This is a genomic window from Acidobacteriota bacterium, from assembly GCA_029861955.1.
In the GTDB taxonomy this organism is placed as follows: Bacteria; Acidobacteriota; Polarisedimenticolia; order Polarisedimenticolales; family Polarisedimenticolaceae; genus JAOTYK01.
In genome coordinates this window covers 32,589-47,800 of record JAOTYK010000015.1, presented here as the reverse complement: position 1 = coordinate 47,800, position 15,212 = coordinate 32,589, and the positions used below count along the sequence as shown (strand labels likewise).

Genomic DNA, 15,212 nt, shown 5'->3' with positions numbered 1-15,212 from the left:
CGTCGCACGGAGTCACTCATGGCAAGCATCAACAAAGTCATCCTGATCGGGAATCTTGGAAAGGATCCCGAGATCCGTTACACCACCGGAGGAACGCCGGTTGCCAACTTCACCATGGCCACGACGGAGCGTTGGTCGGATCCCTCGGGAGAGAAGAAGGAAAAGACCGAGTGGCATCGGATCGTGGTCTGGGCGAAGCAGGCCGAATTTGTCGGCGAATACCTCAAGAAGGGACGTCAGGTCTACATCGAAGGCTCCCTGCAGACGCGGGAGTGGACCGACCGTGACGGCAACAAGCGCTACACCACCGAAGTACGCGCGCAACGTGTGCAGGCCCTCGGCGCGCGCCCGGACGGCGCCAGGGCGGACGTGCCCGCTGCGGCCGGTGCGGCTCCCGCTGCAGGCTCGGGCGATGCGCCCGGCTACAGCGAAGACGATATTCCGTTCTAGAGTCCCGCTCTACGTACCCAGGAGACCGCTGGCTTCCTGCGCCGCGGCGGTTTCGGGGTACTCGTCCCGGATTCGTTTGAGATAATCGGTGGCCGTTTCGATCTGGCCATTCGCTCGAGCGATACGGGCCAACTCAAGAAGCGCAAGCTCCGGAGCAAGGGATCCGTCTGCCGTCAGTTGCTTCTCCAGCAGCGCCACCGCCTCGTCATCGCGGCCCGAGCGCATGTAGCACTCTCCCAGAAAACGAACCGCAGCGGCCATCAGTGTCTTTGGCTCGACCGTCGATGCCGTGAGCGGTTCGAGCAGCGCGATCGCGTCGTCCCGACGATCCGCTTCAGCCAGGGCGAGGGCCTGATAGTAGGTCGCCATTTTACCCGGAGCGCTGGAACCCGAAAGTTCCTTGAAATCCGCGGTGAGCGCCTCCAGGGCAGCGCCATCGACAAATCCGGATTGTTCCAGGTCGCCGTAAGTGTCGATAGCAACAGAGACCCGCGCGCGGGCATCCGCAAGACTTCGGTGCTTGAGCCAGAATCCCCCTCCGACCAGTGCCGCGACGACGACGACCGCACCGACGCCGATCAACAGCGTCTTGAGGTGCTCCTCGATCCAGTGTCCCAGCTCGAACGCCGCTTCCTTGATCTCGTCTTGCTTCAGCTCTTTTCTCGAAAGACCTTTCGCCATTTTCTCGCTCCGTCTCGACTGGTGGGCCTGGAGGGAGTCGAACCCCCGACCTTGACTTTAGGAGAGTCCTGCTCTATCCAACTGAGCTACAGGCCCATCCCGGCCGTTTTCCACAATGTGTTCATGAATCGTAACGCAAGAGGCTGAAGACCGGCTCCGGTTCCAGCCTCCCCCGCCCCGAAAGAAAATCCAATTCGGCGAGGAACGCGTATCCGTCCACTCTTCCACCGAGTGTCTTGACGAGGCGTCCTGCGGCGGACGCCGTGCCACCGGTCGCCAGGACATCATCGACGATGATCACACGCTCACCGGGTTCGACGGCATCCCGATGAATTTCGATCTCGGCCTCACCGTATTCCAGGGAGTAGGTCTCCCTCTCGGTGACATGCGGCAGCTTACCGACCTTTCGGACCATGATGATTCCGAGTTCCAGTTTGTGGGCCAGCGCCGCAGCGATCACGAACCCACGGGCCTCGATGCCGGCGATGGCGTCGATCGGTTGGTCACGGTAGCGCTCTACCATCTTGTCGATGGCGACGCCGAACGCCTTCCCGTCTCTGAAGAGCGTTGAGAGATCGTAGAACCGAATGCCCGGCTTCGGGAAATCGTCCACTCGACGAATCGATTTCTTGAGATCGGTCAGCAGCATCGGGTTCCCACAATGGTTCGCAACCGTTTTGGAGGCGCGGGGCATCCTACACACTCCCTTGGCGGGGCTGCAAGGAACCCAGCGCGTACAGCACGATTGCCGCCGCGGCATGGACGGAATACGAGTCGATGGCGTCCCCCATCGGAATACTGAGACGATGCTCGAGTCGCTCGATGAGTGTCCTGGGGAGTCCCTGGGACTCTGACCCCATCCAGACGGCCCAGGACGCGGTCGGCACGGGAACGTCGGGCAGAGGCGTGCCACCCCGTGAGACGGCCCCGTACGAGACGATCTCGTGCGCCTGAAGAAGGTCCAGGACCTCGGTCGCCTCGGGAACGCGGACGATCGGAATTCGAAACACGCTTCCGCGAGAGACACGGACGGCTCGTGGATGGAACGGGTCCGTCCCACCTACCGCGACGACCCCGGTGATACCTGAGGCCAGCGCGGTTCGTATCAATGCGCCTGCGTTTCCGGGATCCTCGAGCTGGCTGCAGACGAGGAGTCGAACCGTACCGGCCTGCACAAGCTCTCCGATCTGTGGCGCCGGAGGAATCGGCATCAACCCCAACAGTTCGCCCTGCCCCCTTGCCCCGACCAGACGCTGAAGGGACGATTCGTCAAGGTCGACGATCGGGATGCCCCGTTCCTCGAGTCTCGCAACAAGAGCCTGTCGAGCCTCGTCGGTGTCACGCCTTGCGGCTGCACCGATGAATACCGCAACCGGTTCTTGACCTGCGCGGAGTGCACGCTCGTGAAGACGCCAACCCTCGATGACAAACCGACCCGACGCATCGCGCCCCCGAGGCGTGTAGGCCCGCTCGAGTTCCGCCAGCCAGTTCCGTTGCTGAGGTTTGGGAGACATGATCCGGTAAGAGGATTTCAAGTTTGGTCGGGGCGAGAGGATTTGAACCTCCGACCCCCTGCACCCGAAGCAGGTGCGCTACCAGGCTGCGCTACACCCCGACCCTCTTGAATCCCGCAAATAGTACCAACATGAGGGCCCTGCTGCCAATCCAGCCGATCCCCTTACCGTCTAGAGCCGGGCCAGCAATAGCATGCCACCGATCAACAGGATGCTGAAGATCACGGTCAACCATCCCAGGTGACGCTCGAGCCACGGCTTCACCGTGGGACCCAGAACGCGGATCAGTCCACCGACCAGGAAGAAGCGACTGCCTCGTCCGATGATCGATGCCAGCACGAACACCGGAAGCGGGATGCCGAAGACGCCGGCTGCGATCGTGAATACCTTAAATGGGATTGGCGTAAAACCGGCCACGAACAGTGAGACGAAAGCGTTGTCGGCATACATCGCTTGAACGTGCGCGAAGTTCGAGGGCGTCAAACCGAGCAGGCCTAGATGCTCGTACGCAAAGGGTTCGAGGCTTCCCCAGAGTCCCCATCCGATGGCGTAGCCGGCAAGCCCTCCGGTCACGGAACCCACCGTTGCGATCGCTGCGAAACGGAACGCGCGAAGAGGACGCGCGACCGACATGGCCATCAGTAGGACGTCCGGAGGAACAAGGAAGAACGATGCCTCGGCAAACGCCATGATGAAGAGAGCCGACTGAGCGTGACGATGTTCGGCCCACTTCAGGACCCAGTCATAGAGGCGTCGAATGAAGTTGGCGCGTGGCGGCGCGGATGCGGTCATTTGTCATACCCATATCGACCGATAAGCGGAACAAACCGACAGCCCCCGTGAACCTCCTCGATGAAGCGATCTCCCTCACGCGTCACGCGTGTCAGGATCTGTTGTCGCGACGACGCCGGATCGGCGACGGGAACCACAAGATGGCCACCGTCGGCCAACTGCGACAGGAGGGGCTCAGGAACGGACGGCGACGCGGCGGTCACCAGAATTCCGCGGTACGGGGCAAACTCACCCCACCCATACGTTCCGTCAAAGATCTTGAAGTGAACATTTTCGATTGAGAGTTCGCGAAGGGTCCGTCGCGCCCTCTGCGACAGGGCCGCGATGCGCTCGACCGTGAACACCCTGGAGAACAGATGGGACAGGATCGCGGCCTGATAGCCCGACCCGGTACCGATCTCCAGGACATCGCCACCCGATCCGTCGGGTTCGAGTAGTTCCGTCATCCGCGCGACGATCCAGGGTTGGGAGATGGTCTGTGCTTCCCCGATGGGAAGCGATACGTCGTTGTACGCCTTGCCGGCCAACGCCTCTTCGACGAATCGCTCACGGGGGGTCTGGCCGATGGAGTCCAGCACGCGGCGACTGCGGATCCCCTTCTTGGCCAGATCCTGAACCAGGTGCCCGCGTCCGCGACTCTCCCTCGGGTTTGACACGACTACTCCACCGCGCCCGACCAACCGGCGAGAGAACCGAGCGCCTCGTCATGGGTCCAGTTGGTCGTCAGAGGTGAAAGGGAGGCGAAGCCCTCGGCGATGGCCCGATGATCCCCATCGGGCTCGTCCGTGGGCTTGGTGTCCGCCACGTCGATCCACAGTTTTCGATACTCGAACGGGCCATGGTCCTCCCGTGCCGTTGCCCGGTACTGGCGTCCGCCCTGGCGGGTCACACGAATTCCGTGGACCTCCCCCACCGGAACATTCAGGTTGAGCAACGTCCGCGATGGAAGGCCCTCGGTCAGCAGTCGCGGAACGAGACCGGCTGCGATCCTCGCCGCCGCCTCGTAGTCCGGTTCCGCCCCCGCTTGATAGTCGGAAGAGATCGCCAGAGCGGTGACGCCAAGTAGCGTCGCCTCCATCGCTCCCGCAACGGTTCCGGAATAGGTCACGTCGTCTCCGACGTTCAGCCCGCGGTTGATGCCCGAAAGAACCAGCGTCGGCAACCGGTCTGTCAACAACGTCGAGAACGCGAGATGCACACAATCGGTGGGAGTGCCGTCGACTCGGAACTGTGCGTTGCCAAGCTTCTGGACTGCGAGCGCTCGACCGAGGGTCAGAGCGTGGCTCGATGCACTCCGCTCACGATCCGGTGCGACGATCACGACCTCGCCGAAGGCGGCGACGGCGTCGGCCAGCGCATGAAGACCGGGCGCCGAAATTCCGTCGTCATTCGTCAGTAGGATTCGTGGGAGCGCTGCGGCAGAACTCACTGCGGCTGATCCCCTCGATTCCGGCAACGCGTGTCGTGTTCTGAATTCGGAAATTGGTCGGGGCGACTGGATTTGAACCAGCGACCACTTACACCCCAAGCAAGTGCGCTACCGGGCTGCGCCACGCCCCGACCCGAAACTACCCGAGCTAACCTACCCGACATCGCAGGGTGAGACATCCGTAGACATCTCCGATGACGGGTGCTGAATGTTAGGGAATGGCCGCGAACCCGTCAAGCGACGGGCATTCGGCCTCTTAACCCTTTTCGAGGATCTGCAGGAGTTGCTCGAAACGGGCGAACAACTTCTCGGAGCGCGCTTGATGATGGGCCGCTCGCCGGTCCGAGGCCTGCCGCAGGCCGTCAGCCTTGCGGAGTTTGGCATCCGCTTCCTGGACCAGGAGACGAAGATGGGCAATCTCCTCGATCGCGTCTTCATAGCGCTCTCGGGCGACTCCGGCCTCGCCGCCAAAGTCCAGTCGATCGTTTCCGCGCGAAGCCGCCGGCACCACGGTTGGGGATGTCTGGGACACGGGTTGCTTCGTCTTGGAACCCTTACCGGCGCGGGGGGTCGCCTTCTTGCCGGCGACCGTCTTGCCCTTGCCCTTCTTGCCACCCCGGGAGCTAAGCTCTTCCTCGATACAGGCACGCGCGCGGTCCAGGGTGTACTCCTCGTCATAGAGCAGTTGCTTGATGCGCATCACCAGCGCCACGTCCTGCCGTCGATAGAGACTCTGGCCGCCCCCTTTACGATCGGGTGCCAGTTGCGGAAACTCGCTTTCCCAGAATCGCAGGACGTACGGCTGCGTATCGGTGACCTGACACACCTCATTGATGCGAAAGAACTGTTTGTCCGGTATCGGGGTCATTTCCAACACGCCTCACACTATAAATCGGTCGATGGGGCCTGGGCAAGACCCGACTTGCGCTCCTCCGCTATTTGATGCTGCCCGGAGCATCCTTCAGGCCTTCCCGGCCGAAGTCGTCCTCGACCCGTACGACATCGTACAGCTCGGGAGTGGAGACCTCGAACAGGGTGCAATCCGTCACGGCGCGGAATCGGTGGATCGTCCCGGGCTCGATGTGGCGGGACTCGCCGGCGGTCAATCGTTCGACCCGTTCGTCGTCGCCCTGGCCCAGGACCAATTCCAGAGTTCCATCCTGCACGTAGAACGCCTCGTCCTTCTTCTCGTGGTATTGAAGGCTCAGCTGACTTCCAGCGGTGATGAAGAGCAGCTTGCCCGCGTAACGATCCGTGCAGATGAAACGAATCTCGTGTCCCCAGGGCTTATCGACCCGATCCATGGCATCCTCCTCAGATACTCAATAATCCTGATACGGTGACTCTCCGACGGGCGCAACGGAAACTGCCTCGGAGGCCTCCTGGGGCTCTCCGACAGCCTGTAATCGGCGACGGACCTCCTCGGCATCCGCCGCGCTTCCGAGCCCCGCGACGAACGCGGACATCCTGCCGACATCGACGGACGCCAGGCTCTCACGGAGACAGCCCAGGCTCTGAGGTCGAACGGAGAGCTCGCGAATTCCCAGCCCCATGAGCAGACCGGTCAGATCCGGATCGGCGGCCATCTCCCCGCAGAGCGATACCGGGATCCCGCGTCGTGCCGCGGCGGAGACCACGCTCTCCAGTAGCCGAATGACACCCGGGTGAGTCGGTTGGTAGAGATACTGCACGGCCTCGTTCCCACGATCGACGGCCAGCGCATACTGGATCAGATCGTTCGATCCGATGCTGAAGAAATCGGCTTCACGGGCGAGTTGTTCTGCCGCGAGCGCGGCCGCCGGAACCTCGATCATGACGCCGAGGGGAATCTCGTCTCGAATCGTCTCGCCCGCCTCACGCAGCTTCCTCGCCTCTTCGTCGAGGAGTTGCCGCACACGACGGATCTCGTCGACGAACGTGACGACCGGCAAGAGGATGCGTAGATCGCCCTCGCCCGCCGCGCGAAGAAGACCACGGAGTTGCGGTCGAAAAATGTCTGGCCGCTGGAGGCAGAGTCGAACGCCTCGCAACCCGAGGACAGGATTCCCGCCACGATCCTCAAGGACGTCGTGTAGATACTTTTCGCCGCCCAGATCGAACGTTCGAATCACGGCAGGATGAGGTGCACAGCTTCGAACGAGCTCGCGATAGGCGTCCTCGTGAATTCGATCGTCGGGGATCGACGGGGACTCGCTGATGAACAAGAACTCCGAACGATAGAGACCGACACCCGTGGCTCCGGCGCGTTTCACCGTCTCGAGCTGGGAGAGAAATTCGATATTCGCCCGAACGGTCACCTCCACTCCGTCGCGGGTCAAAACGACCGGGGCGTCCTGGCCACCCATCGGCTCGGTTTCTTGCTCCCGCCAACGCGCTTCACGATCACGGGCCGCGGTCAGTTCGTCGGGGCCCGGCTCCAGCCAGACCTCCCCGCCCTCTCCGTCAACGATGATCGTCTCGGCCGGGCGAACTCGGAGGCTGAAGTCGTGGAGGCCGACGACCGCGGGAACCCCCAACGCCTGCGCGAGGATCGCGGTGTGGCTGGTCGGCCCGCCAAGATCGCTGACGAGGCCGACGACACCCTTACCCGCCAATTGCACCGCATCCGATGGCACCAGCTGGCGAGCAACGACGACCCAGGTCCCATCGGGAAGCTCGCGGGGGGCATCGGGCAGTCCCCTCAGGATTCGTTGTAGGCGACGGTGGACATCGTAGAGATCGCCGACCCGCTCGCGAAGGTGGTCGGTGTCAACGGCCTCGAAGCGCCGAGCGTAGCCGTCGACGGTCTCGCGTAGCGCCCAGGACGCACCGACGGAGTCCTCCCGGATCCGTGACTCCGTTCCCGCGATCAGGCCCGGGTCATCGAGAATCGCGCACTGGGCGTCGAGGATGGTCGCGTAGTGCTCGCCAATCTCCCGCGATACCCGTTGCCGCAACGTGAGAAGCTGTTGACGGGCCGTTTCGCGGGCCTCCGAGAACGACTGAATCTCGGTGGCGACCTGTTTGGCGGGCACGGCGATGGCGGATTGCGGCAGGGACTCCGGGTGCAGGATCCAGACCTTCCCGACGCCGACGCCGGGCGCCACGCCCTGACCGACATGTTGCTCCGCCATCTAGTCATCCTCCCCGAAGCGGGAGTTCACCAGAGCTGCCAGTGTATCCGCGGCCGCACCCTCATCGTCACCCTCGGCGGTGAGGACGATGGGGCAGCCGCAAGCCGCCGCGAGGGTCAGCAAACCGAGAATCGACTTCCCGTTCACCCGGGTCTGACCCTTCTCGATGCCGATGGAGGCCGAGAACTCGTTGGCCAGGTGAACAAATTTCGCTGCGGCGCGGGCGTGCAGTCCCAATCGGTTCTGGATGACGAGTTCGATTCGTCTCACGCATCGCGCTCCAAGAGTTCCGACGCCACCTGAATGGCCTCCCTCCCCTGATCGGCGATTCGACCGGCCGCCTCGCTGAGCGCCGGTGAGCCGCGCAGGCTTGCGAACTTGATGACCATCGGAAGATTGACGCCCGTCACGACCTCGACCTCCACGCCGTCGTGCTGGGAGAGTGCCAGGTTGGTGGGGGTTCCGCCGAACATGTCCGTCAGGACCAGGACACCGTGATCTCGCTCGACCGCCCGGATGCCCACTTCGATCCGGCGCGCCGCTTCACCGGCATCATCGTCCCAGTCGATCGAGACCGCCGCGAGGGCGTCGATGTCTCCGACGATCTTGAGGGCGGCAGCCACCAGTTCTTCCGCCAATCCACCATGGGTTACAACCAGCAGGCCGATCGATCGTGCATTCTGCCCGCCTGTCGTAATGTCGCTCACTCCTTGCCCACGTCGCGATGATGGACGACGGCGGGAATATCCTGTCCCTGTAGGAAGGCACCGATCCGCTCGGACATCGCGACGGAACGATGTTTTCCACCGGTGCAACCGATGGCGACCGTCAGGTAGGTCTTCCCTTCCTCGGCGTAGTGCGGCACAAGAAATGTCAGGAACTCCTCGAGTCGACTGGCAAACTGGCCGGTCTTCTCGTGGCTGGATACATAGGCGGCGACTTCCGGGTTACGCCCATCGAGATGACGAAGATTCTCGTCGAAATACGGATTGGGGAGGAACCGCACATCGAACAGCAGATCGGCCTCGGTGGGGGCGCCGTATTTGAAGCCGAAGGACAGGACGGTCACCTGGGGCATCCCGCCGGCCTCTTCACCCCCGTAGTTTCGCTTCAAGAACGCCCGTAGTTCATGGGATGTGAAGGCGGATGTATCGACAATTCTCTCGGCGCGTTCTCGAAGAGGGCCCAACGCGACCCGCTCTGCGGCGATGGCTTCCTCGAGCGTCCCACCGGTGGAGGACATCGGATGCGGTCGCCGACTCTCACTGAATCGGCGCTTGAGAACATCGTCTGAACACTCGAAGAAGATCAACTCGATCGGGATTCCGTGATCCTCTAGATGGGCCAGGCTCGTGGGGTAGCGCTCGAGGAACGCGCTCTCCCGCGCGTCGACGACGATGGCGGCTTGCCCGAGCCGAGATCCACTCCGTCGCATCAACTGCCAGAATGGAGGGATCAGATCGACCGGGAGATTGTCCACACAGAAGAACCCGAGATCTTCCAGACAGTTGGCCGCAAGCGTCTTCCCGGACCCCGACAGACCGGTGATCACTACGAGACGATCCACGCTAGCCTTCTCCGTTCGGATTCTCGGGGCGTATCGTGACGGCGTCCAGGTCCTCCGCGTCGATCCGTTTCCTTGCGTTGGGGCCGACTCGCTCTCCAAGCCGCCGGGCCAACTCACGGGCGGGGTTGTAGCCCTTCCGCTTGAGCAGGTGGTTACGTGCCGCGACTTCGATCAGGACCGACAGATTCCGTCCCGGTCCAACCGGCATCTCGACGTGGGGCAATTTGATTCCCATCACCTCGTACGATTGTTCATCCAGGCCTAGCCGATCATACCGTTTTCCGGCCTGCCATGGGTCGAGGCGAACCACATACTCGACATATTTGGACAGCCGCACCGCGGCGACGCCGAAGAGATCCCGCACGTTGACGATCCCGACACCCCGGAGTTCCATATGATAACGGGTCAACTCGGGGCCGGTCCCGACAAGTTGCGTTCCCCTCCGACTGACCTCGACGACATCGTCGGCAACGAGACGATGACCACGAACCACCAGATCGAGAGCGCACTCGCTCTTTCCGACCCCGCTCTCTCCGAGAAGGAGCACGCCCAATCCATAGATGTCGAGTAGAACACCGTGTTCCACCACACGAGGGGCCAGCCGATCCTCCAGGAAGCGGGTCAGGAAGTCGATCGCGCGCGAGGTCGATAGGGATGTTCGCAGTAACGGAACGCCGTGCCTCTCCGTTTCTTCGAGAAGCTCGGCCTGCGGCTCGAGATCGCGGGTCAGCACGAAGCAACCGTCAATCTGTCGACACATCTGCGCGATGATGCGTGCTCGTTCCGTCGGAGCCCGTTCCTCGAGAAACGTCCATTCGGCGTTTCCGAGAACCTGGATCCGACCCCGTCGGATGTATTCGAAGAACCCGGCAAGCGCCAAGCCCGGCTTCTGAATCCGAGGCCGGGTGATGACGTTGTCGAGCCCCGACTCCCCGGACATCAGATCGAAGGCGAGGGCCTCCGCTCCAGCGTCCGTGAGCAATTCGCGGACGAACATCCGGGGAATGGCGCAGCTGTCTTCTTCTGCCAAACCGTTGCCCATCCCTCGAAAACTGGTGGCTGAAAGAACGGAGTGTAGAAACCGAGCCGGGAGGCTGTCAAGGAAGCCCGACTCGGAGGCCGTCACGATTGACACTCCACCGGTACGGTGGCATATTTTTGCTGAGCACACCGCATTCCTAGACAATCGAGATCGTTTTGAGGCCTCAAGACGACAGGAGACCGACCTCATGAGCGCCAGTCCTATCGTGCACGTCATCGGCACCGGAACCATCGGCGAGCCGCTAATCGGCCTTCTCAGCCAGCTCAAGGAGCCGCTCGGCATCGAGGAGGTAACGTTTCACAAGCGAACTCCCCTCCTCACCGACCGATCGAAGGTCGTCAACCTGATGAAGCGAGGCGCGAAGCTGTGCGTCGACGAGGGCGCGGCCAAGGGGTTCCAGGATCTCGGCATGGAGCCGAGCTACGAGGCCATCGAGGCGATCCAGCGTGCGGGCGTGGTCATCGATTGCACGCCGTCCGGTGTCGGCACCTATAACAAGACCGAGTACTACGAGAAGTTCACCAACAACACGCGGGGGTTCATCGCCCAGGGCAGTGAGTTCGGCTTCGGGAAGCCTTACGCCCGTGGCATCAACGACAGCGCGCTCGTTCCCGGTGAAGACCAGTTCCTTCAGGTCGTATCGTGCAACACTCATAACCTGTCGATCCTGATTCAGGCCGTGGCCATGGCCGGCGGGGGTGCCGAGAACCTCTCCTCCGGACGCTTCGTCTGTATGCGTCGCGCCAACGACCTGTCGCAAGACAGCAGCTTCGTCCCGTCGCCGCAGGTCGGCGCGCACAAGGACGCGAGGTTCGGGACCCATCATGCCCGCGATGCGTGGCATCTGTTCAATACGATGGGTTACGACATGGAGCTGTTCTCAACGGCGATCAAACTGAATACGCAGTACATGCATACGATCTTCTTCGACCTTCGTCTCAATAATCCGACGACCCTCGAGAAGGTGACCGAGAACCTCAAGCTCAACGACCGTGTTTCGGTGACCTACAAGACATCGGCGAACGGCGTCTTTTCGTTCGGCCGCGATCATGGTCAGTTCGGTCGAATTCTCAACGTGACGGTCATCGCACTGCCGACAGTCGCCGTCCGGGACGGTGGCACGGAAGTCGTCGGCTATTGCTTTACGCCGCAGGACGGCAACTCGCTGCTGTCATCGCTGGCTGCAGCGTCCTGGTTCCTGTATCCGGACACCTACGAGGATCGCATCCAGTGCCTGAACCAGTTTTTCTACGACGAGGTCTAGCCGAACGGTCAGTGTGTCGAGCGGTGTTCGCGTATCGCGGTCGTCAGAGCCGGTAATACCTCGAAGACGTCGCCGACGATCCCGTAGTCCGCAACGTTGAAGATCGGTGCGTCGGGATCCTTGTTGATCGCGACGATGATTTTTGACGATGTCATCCCGGCGAGATGCTGGATCGCGCCCGAGATCCCGCACGCGATGTAGAGCGACGGCGAGACAACCTTGCCGGTCTGCCCGACCTGATGCGAGTGGGCGATCCAGCCCGCATCGACGACGGCCCGCGAAGCACCGACGGCTCCACCGACGGCGTCTGCGAGGTCGCGGATCAACGAAAAATGTTCCGGCTCCTTGAGTCCCCGTCCACCGGCAACCACGATCGAAGCCTCGCTGACATCCAGCTCTTCCTGTTCCGGCTTCTCCGTCCGCGTGACGCGTCCCTTGAATAGACCGACGCTCAGGTCGGTCGAGAGGCTCTCCGTGGTTGCGGCTGTGCCTCCGTCGCTCGCGGCAACGGGGAAGACATTTGGACGCAGGCTGGCGAGTTTCGGACTGGCGTCGGCGATCGAAACGCGCACGGTCGCCTTGCCGGAATAGACCGGTCGGAGCGCGGTCAGCGCACCCGCATCGCTCAGCTCCAGCTCGATGGCGTCACTGACGAGGGGGACGTCGAGTCTCGCGGCGGTCCGTGCCGCCAGGTCGCGCCCCATCACGGTGCCGGGGATCAACAGCAGATCGGCAGAACAAGCCGTCGCGGCGTCCGCCAGGCAGGCCGCGTAGGCCTGCACCGCGTAGAGCTCGAGGCGCGGATCCTCGTGGATCAACAGGCGACTCACGCCGGCCTGCCCCAGCAACTCGGCGTGCCCCGCGGCGTCCGGCCCCAGCGCTAGTGCCACGACCTCGACGTCAGGTGACAGGGCTCTGGCAGCGCCGACCGCCTCCAGCGTGGCCCGCTTGATCTCACCGTCTCGACGCTCGACAAAAACCAGGACCGTCGTTGCCATCACAGCACCTTCGCTTCTTCGTGAAGCTTCTTCACGAGTTGTGCAGCGACATCGCCCGCGTCGCCTTCCAATCGGATGCCCTGGGGCTTGGCTAGCGGTAACTCCATCGTCTCCCAGACGAGCCTGGGGCCGGTGGCGAGACGATCCTCGACGCCTGCGGCCGCAGCATCTCTCTTCTCGAGTGGCTTCTTCTTCGCCTGCATGATGCCCTTGAGCGATGGGTAGCGCGGCTCATTCAGCCCCTTGTCGCAGGTTAGCAAGACCGGAAGGGCACCCTCGTGAACCTCCAGAGCGCCTTCGATCGCTCGTCGGGCGGTGTACGAACCGTCTGCCAGTTCCAATGCGATCACCCCTCCCACGTGCGGCCAGTCAAGCAACTCGGCGACCATCGCGCCCGTCTGCCCCTCATCGGTGCCGACTCCGTACTTGCCAAGCAGCACGAGGTCCGGCGACTCCGAACGGATCGTCTCCGCGAGTGCCCTCGCCCGGGTCATCGGTTCCGCGCCGTCGAAGCGATCGTCCGCCACGAGGATGGCCCGATCCGCGCCCATCGCGAGCCCGGTGCGAACGGTGGACTGGGCGGACTCCGGTCCTACACAGACCAGGACGACCTCACCCTCCCCGCGCAGCTGTAGCGCCTGCTCGATGGCGTATTCGTCAAACGGAGAGATGATCCACTTGCTGACAGCCGCCGGATCGAGCCGGTTCCCGTCGCTGTGGATCTGGACCTTGGTTTCCGTGTCGGGGACATGCTTTATCCCAACGATGATCTTCATCGCTGCTTCTCCCTCGATGGTCTGCCGGCGAAAGGTCGGCCGTCAGCCGTCGTGTTTCTTCAGAATGAGCGTTGCGTTCGTGCCACCGAACCCGAAAGAGTTGTTGAGCGCCGCGCGAACCGGCATCGCCCGTGCCTCGTTGGGGACGAAGTCGAGATCGCATTCGGGATCCGGGTATTCCAGATTGATCGTCGGAGGAACCTGATCCCGCGCGACAGAGAGCGCCGATACCGCCGACTCCAACCCGCCGGCGGCGCCCAGTAGATGTCCCGTCATCGACTTGGTCGAGGAGCACGCTAGCTTATCGGCGTTTTCGCCGAACACCGACCGAATCGCCATCACCTCGCTGCGGTCGCCGGCGGGCGTCGATGTTCCGTGCGTGTTGATGTAGTCGATGGCTGCCGGGTCCATCCCCGCGTCGGCCAGCGCCATCTTCATGGCACGGATCGGGCCATCGCCGTCAACGGACGGCGCCGAGATATGGTACGCATCGCCGGTCATGCCGTAGCCGGCGATCTCGGCATGAATCGAGGCACCGCGTGCGATCGCCGCCTCGCGCTCCTCGACGTAGAGAATCCCCGCACCCTCACCCATCACGAAGCCGTCACGCTTTGCGTCGAATGGACGGGACGCCGCGGTGGGATTGGCGTTGTTGGTCGACAGCGCCTTCATGGCGCAGAATCCGCCGACAGCCAACGGAGTGACGACGGCCTCGGTGCCTCCGGCGATCATGCCGTCGGCGTAGCCCTCACGGATCATCCGGAAAGACTCACCGATGGCGTGGGTCCCCGTTGCACACGCGGTCGCGACCGCCACGTTGGGCCCCTTGGCGCCGTACTTGATGGAAACATTACCGCTGGCCAGGTTCAGAATCATGCCGGGGATGAAGAACGGCGACATGCGTCGCGGTCCACGTTCCAGGAGGGTGCGATGTTGCTGCTCCAGTAATGGGAGTCCCCCGATACCCGAACCGATGTAGACCCCAATCCGCTCTTCGTTGGATGCGTCGATGGTCAGATCGGCATCCTGGAGAGCCTCACCCGCCGCCGCAAGCGCGAAGTGGGAGAAGCGATCCATCTTGCGGGCTTCCTTGCGGTCAAGGAAGTCCAGACAGTCGAATCCCCGAACCTCACCGGCGATGCGACAGGCGTAATCCGCCGCATCGAAACAGGTGATTGGCCCAATTCCGCTCTTGCCTGCGAGGAGTGCATCCCAGGTACGTTCGCGGGTGAGACCCACCGGCGAGATGATCCCTACGCCGGTAATGACGACTCGCCTTCCCATGACTCAAGCCCCAATGCCACACGCCGGGTAACGGCGCAGGAAACGGATTACTTGCTGTTCTTCTGGATGTAGTCGATCGCGTCCTTCACGGAGCTCAGCTTCTCCGCGTCTTCGTCGCTGATCTCCAGCCCGAACTCTTCCTCGAGCGCCATGACGAGTTCGACGACGTCCAAAGAGTCCGCCCCCAGGTCGTCGATGAACGACGCCTCCGGCTTGACCTCTGCCTCGTCGACACTCAACTGCTCAACGATGATGTGTTTAATCTTTTCGTCAACCGATGCCATCGGCCTATCCTCCGTTTT

General features: G+C 62.6%; 19 protein-coding genes and 3 tRNA genes. 2 read left to right on the top strand and 20 right to left on the bottom strand.

From position 1 onward, the window contains the following. Positions 1-18 precede the first annotated feature (18 nt). On the top strand, positions 19-450 hold the full coding sequence (locus OES25_09340) for a single-stranded DNA-binding protein (protein ID MDH3627844.1): 432 nt from the start codon (positions 19-21) through the stop codon (positions 448-450). A gap of 9 nt (positions 451-459) precedes the next feature. Here the strand turns inward: OES25_09340 and OES25_09335 are convergent, their stop codons facing one another. The 16 genes from OES25_09335 to hprK all read right to left on the bottom strand — a co-directional run bounded on the left by OES25_09335 (position 460) and on the right by hprK (position 10,588). Next, positions 460-1,131, bottom strand: a complete 672-nt coding sequence (locus OES25_09335; GenBank protein ID MDH3627843.1) for a tetratricopeptide repeat protein — start codon at positions 1,129-1,131, stop codon at positions 460-462. A gap of 19 nt (positions 1,132-1,150) precedes the next feature. Beyond that, a tRNA-Arg gene (locus OES25_09330) sits at positions 1,151-1,227 on the bottom strand. A gap of 25 nt (positions 1,228-1,252) precedes the next feature. Further along, positions 1,253-1,780 (bottom strand): adenine phosphoribosyltransferase, encoded by a 528-nt coding sequence (locus OES25_09325; GenBank protein MDH3627842.1) that lies wholly within the window; start codon positions 1,778-1,780, stop codon positions 1,253-1,255. A gap of 46 nt (positions 1,781-1,826) precedes the next feature. Continuing rightward, positions 1,827-2,645, bottom strand: coding sequence for an RNA methyltransferase (locus OES25_09320; GenBank protein ID MDH3627841.1), 819 nt, complete (start codon positions 2,643-2,645; stop codon positions 1,827-1,829). Between the two features lie 24 nt (positions 2,646-2,669). After that, positions 2,670-2,746, bottom strand: a tRNA-Pro gene (locus OES25_09315). A 70-nt stretch (positions 2,747-2,816) separates the two neighbouring features. Then, positions 2,817-3,437, bottom strand: coding sequence for a DedA family protein (locus tag OES25_09310; GenBank protein ID MDH3627840.1), 621 nt, complete (start codon positions 3,435-3,437; stop codon positions 2,817-2,819). Next, a complete protein-coding gene (locus tag OES25_09305) occupies positions 3,434-4,093 on the bottom strand; it encodes a protein-L-isoaspartate(D-aspartate) O-methyltransferase (GenBank protein MDH3627839.1) in 660 nt (219 codons plus the stop codon). The genes OES25_09310 and OES25_09305 overlap by 4 nt, the downstream gene beginning before the upstream one ends. A 2-nt stretch (positions 4,094-4,095) precedes the next feature. Beyond that, entirely contained in the window at positions 4,096-4,866 is a 771-nt protein-coding gene (surE, locus tag OES25_09300) for a 5'/3'-nucleotidase SurE (GenBank protein MDH3627838.1), read from the bottom strand. A gap of 54 nt (positions 4,867-4,920) precedes the next feature. Further along, positions 4,921-4,997 (bottom strand) — tRNA-Pro (locus OES25_09295). 125 nt (positions 4,998-5,122) lie between these two features. Continuing rightward, complete coding sequence (locus tag OES25_09290) at positions 5,123-5,734, bottom strand: MerR family transcriptional regulator (GenBank protein MDH3627837.1); 612 nt, start codon at positions 5,732-5,734, stop codon at positions 5,123-5,125. A 67-nt stretch (positions 5,735-5,801) separates the two neighbouring features. Continuing rightward, a complete protein-coding gene (locus OES25_09285) occupies positions 5,802-6,170 on the bottom strand; it encodes a cupin domain-containing protein (GenBank protein ID MDH3627836.1) in 369 nt (122 codons plus the stop codon). 18 nt (positions 6,171-6,188) lie between these two features. Next, positions 6,189-7,979, bottom strand: coding sequence for a phosphoenolpyruvate--protein phosphotransferase (ptsP, locus tag OES25_09280; GenBank protein ID MDH3627835.1), 1,791 nt, complete (start codon positions 7,977-7,979; stop codon positions 6,189-6,191). Beyond that, a complete protein-coding gene (locus OES25_09275) occupies positions 7,980-8,249 on the bottom strand; it encodes an HPr family phosphocarrier protein (GenBank protein MDH3627834.1) in 270 nt (89 codons plus the stop codon). Beyond that, entirely contained in the window at positions 8,246-8,686 is a 441-nt protein-coding gene (locus OES25_09270; protein MDH3627833.1) for a PTS fructose transporter subunit IIA, read from the bottom strand. The genes OES25_09275 and OES25_09270 overlap by 4 nt, the downstream gene beginning before the upstream one ends. After that, positions 8,683-9,546, bottom strand: coding sequence for an RNase adapter RapZ (gene rapZ, locus OES25_09265; GenBank protein ID MDH3627832.1), 864 nt, complete (start codon positions 9,544-9,546; stop codon positions 8,683-8,685). The genes OES25_09270 and rapZ overlap by 4 nt, the downstream gene beginning before the upstream one ends. Position 9,547: 1 nt before the next feature. After that, positions 9,548-10,588, bottom strand: coding sequence for an HPr(Ser) kinase/phosphatase (gene hprK / locus OES25_09260; protein ID MDH3627831.1), 1,041 nt, complete (start codon positions 10,586-10,588; stop codon positions 9,548-9,550). 187 nt (positions 10,589-10,775) lie between these two features. Here hprK and OES25_09255 point away from each other — a divergent pair, with 187 nt between their 5' ends. Next, the gene (locus OES25_09255; GenBank protein ID MDH3627830.1) at positions 10,776-11,852 is read left to right on the top strand and encodes a hypothetical protein; all 1,077 of its coding nucleotides are present in this window, start codon (positions 10,776-10,778) and stop codon (positions 11,850-11,852) included. 8 nt (positions 11,853-11,860) lie between these two features. Here the strand turns inward: OES25_09255 and OES25_09250 are convergent, their stop codons facing one another. Genes OES25_09250 through acpP form a run of 4 tightly spaced genes read right to left on the bottom strand, consistent with a single transcriptional unit; the run spans position 11,861 to position 15,194 of the window. Further along, complete coding sequence (locus OES25_09250) at positions 11,861-12,850, bottom strand: electron transfer flavoprotein subunit alpha/FixB family protein (protein MDH3627829.1); 990 nt, start codon at positions 12,848-12,850, stop codon at positions 11,861-11,863. Further along, positions 12,850-13,626 (bottom strand): electron transfer flavoprotein subunit beta/FixA family protein, encoded by a 777-nt coding sequence (locus tag OES25_09245; protein MDH3627828.1) that lies wholly within the window; start codon positions 13,624-13,626, stop codon positions 12,850-12,852. The genes OES25_09250 and OES25_09245 overlap by 1 nt, the downstream gene beginning before the upstream one ends. A gap of 42 nt (positions 13,627-13,668) precedes the next feature. Then, positions 13,669-14,910: a beta-ketoacyl-ACP synthase II gene (gene fabF / locus OES25_09240; GenBank protein MDH3627827.1), complete on the bottom strand. Its 1,242-nt coding sequence runs from the start codon at positions 14,908-14,910 to the stop codon at positions 13,669-13,671. A 47-nt stretch (positions 14,911-14,957) separates the two neighbouring features. Beyond that, on the bottom strand, positions 14,958-15,194 hold the full coding sequence (acpP, locus tag OES25_09235) for an acyl carrier protein (protein ID MDH3627826.1): 237 nt from the start codon (positions 15,192-15,194) through the stop codon (positions 14,958-14,960). Positions 15,195-15,212 lie beyond the last annotated feature (18 nt).

What these genes read in the sequence shown, in the direction of transcription:
- OES25_09285 (MDH3627836.1), bottom strand. Translation starts at nt 6,170, where the DNA reads ATGGATCGGGTCGATAAGCCCTGGGGACACGAGATTCGTTTCATCTGC.
- OES25_09325 (MDH3627842.1), bottom strand. Translation starts at nt 1,780, where the DNA reads ATGCTGCTGACCGATCTCAAGAAATCGATTCGTCGAGTGGACGATTTC.
- hprK (MDH3627831.1), bottom strand. Translation starts at nt 10,588, where the DNA reads ATGGGCAACGGTTTGGCAGAAGAAGACAGCTGCGCCATTCCCCGGATG.
- OES25_09320 (MDH3627841.1), bottom strand. Translation starts at nt 2,645, where the DNA reads ATGTCTCCCAAACCTCAGCAACGGAACTGGCTGGCGGAACTCGAGCGG.
- OES25_09245 (MDH3627828.1), bottom strand. Translation starts at nt 13,626, where the DNA reads ATGAAGATCATCGTTGGGATAAAGCATGTCCCCGACACGGAAACCAAG.
- fabF (MDH3627827.1), bottom strand. Translation starts at nt 14,910, where the DNA reads ATGGGAAGGCGAGTCGTCATTACCGGCGTAGGGATCATCTCGCCGGTG.
- acpP (MDH3627826.1), bottom strand. Translation starts at nt 15,194, where the DNA reads ATGGCATCGGTTGACGAAAAGATTAAACACATCATCGTTGAGCAGTTG.
- OES25_09255 (MDH3627830.1), top strand. Translation starts at nt 10,776, where the DNA reads ATGAGCGCCAGTCCTATCGTGCACGTCATCGGCACCGGAACCATCGGC.
- OES25_09340 (MDH3627844.1), top strand. Translation starts at nt 19, where the DNA reads ATGGCAAGCATCAACAAAGTCATCCTGATCGGGAATCTTGGAAAGGAT.
- OES25_09310 (MDH3627840.1), bottom strand. Translation starts at nt 3,437, where the DNA reads ATGACCGCATCCGCGCCGCCACGCGCCAACTTCATTCGACGCCTCTAT.
- OES25_09250 (MDH3627829.1), bottom strand. Translation starts at nt 12,850, where the DNA reads ATGGCAACGACGGTCCTGGTTTTTGTCGAGCGTCGAGACGGTGAGATC.
- OES25_09335 (MDH3627843.1), bottom strand. Translation starts at nt 1,131, where the DNA reads ATGGCGAAAGGTCTTTCGAGAAAAGAGCTGAAGCAAGACGAGATCAAG.
- OES25_09290 (MDH3627837.1), bottom strand. Translation starts at nt 5,734, where the DNA reads ATGACCCCGATACCGGACAAACAGTTCTTTCGCATCAATGAGGTGTGT.
- ptsP (MDH3627835.1), bottom strand. Translation starts at nt 7,979, where the DNA reads ATGGCGGAGCAACATGTCGGTCAGGGCGTGGCGCCCGGCGTCGGCGTC.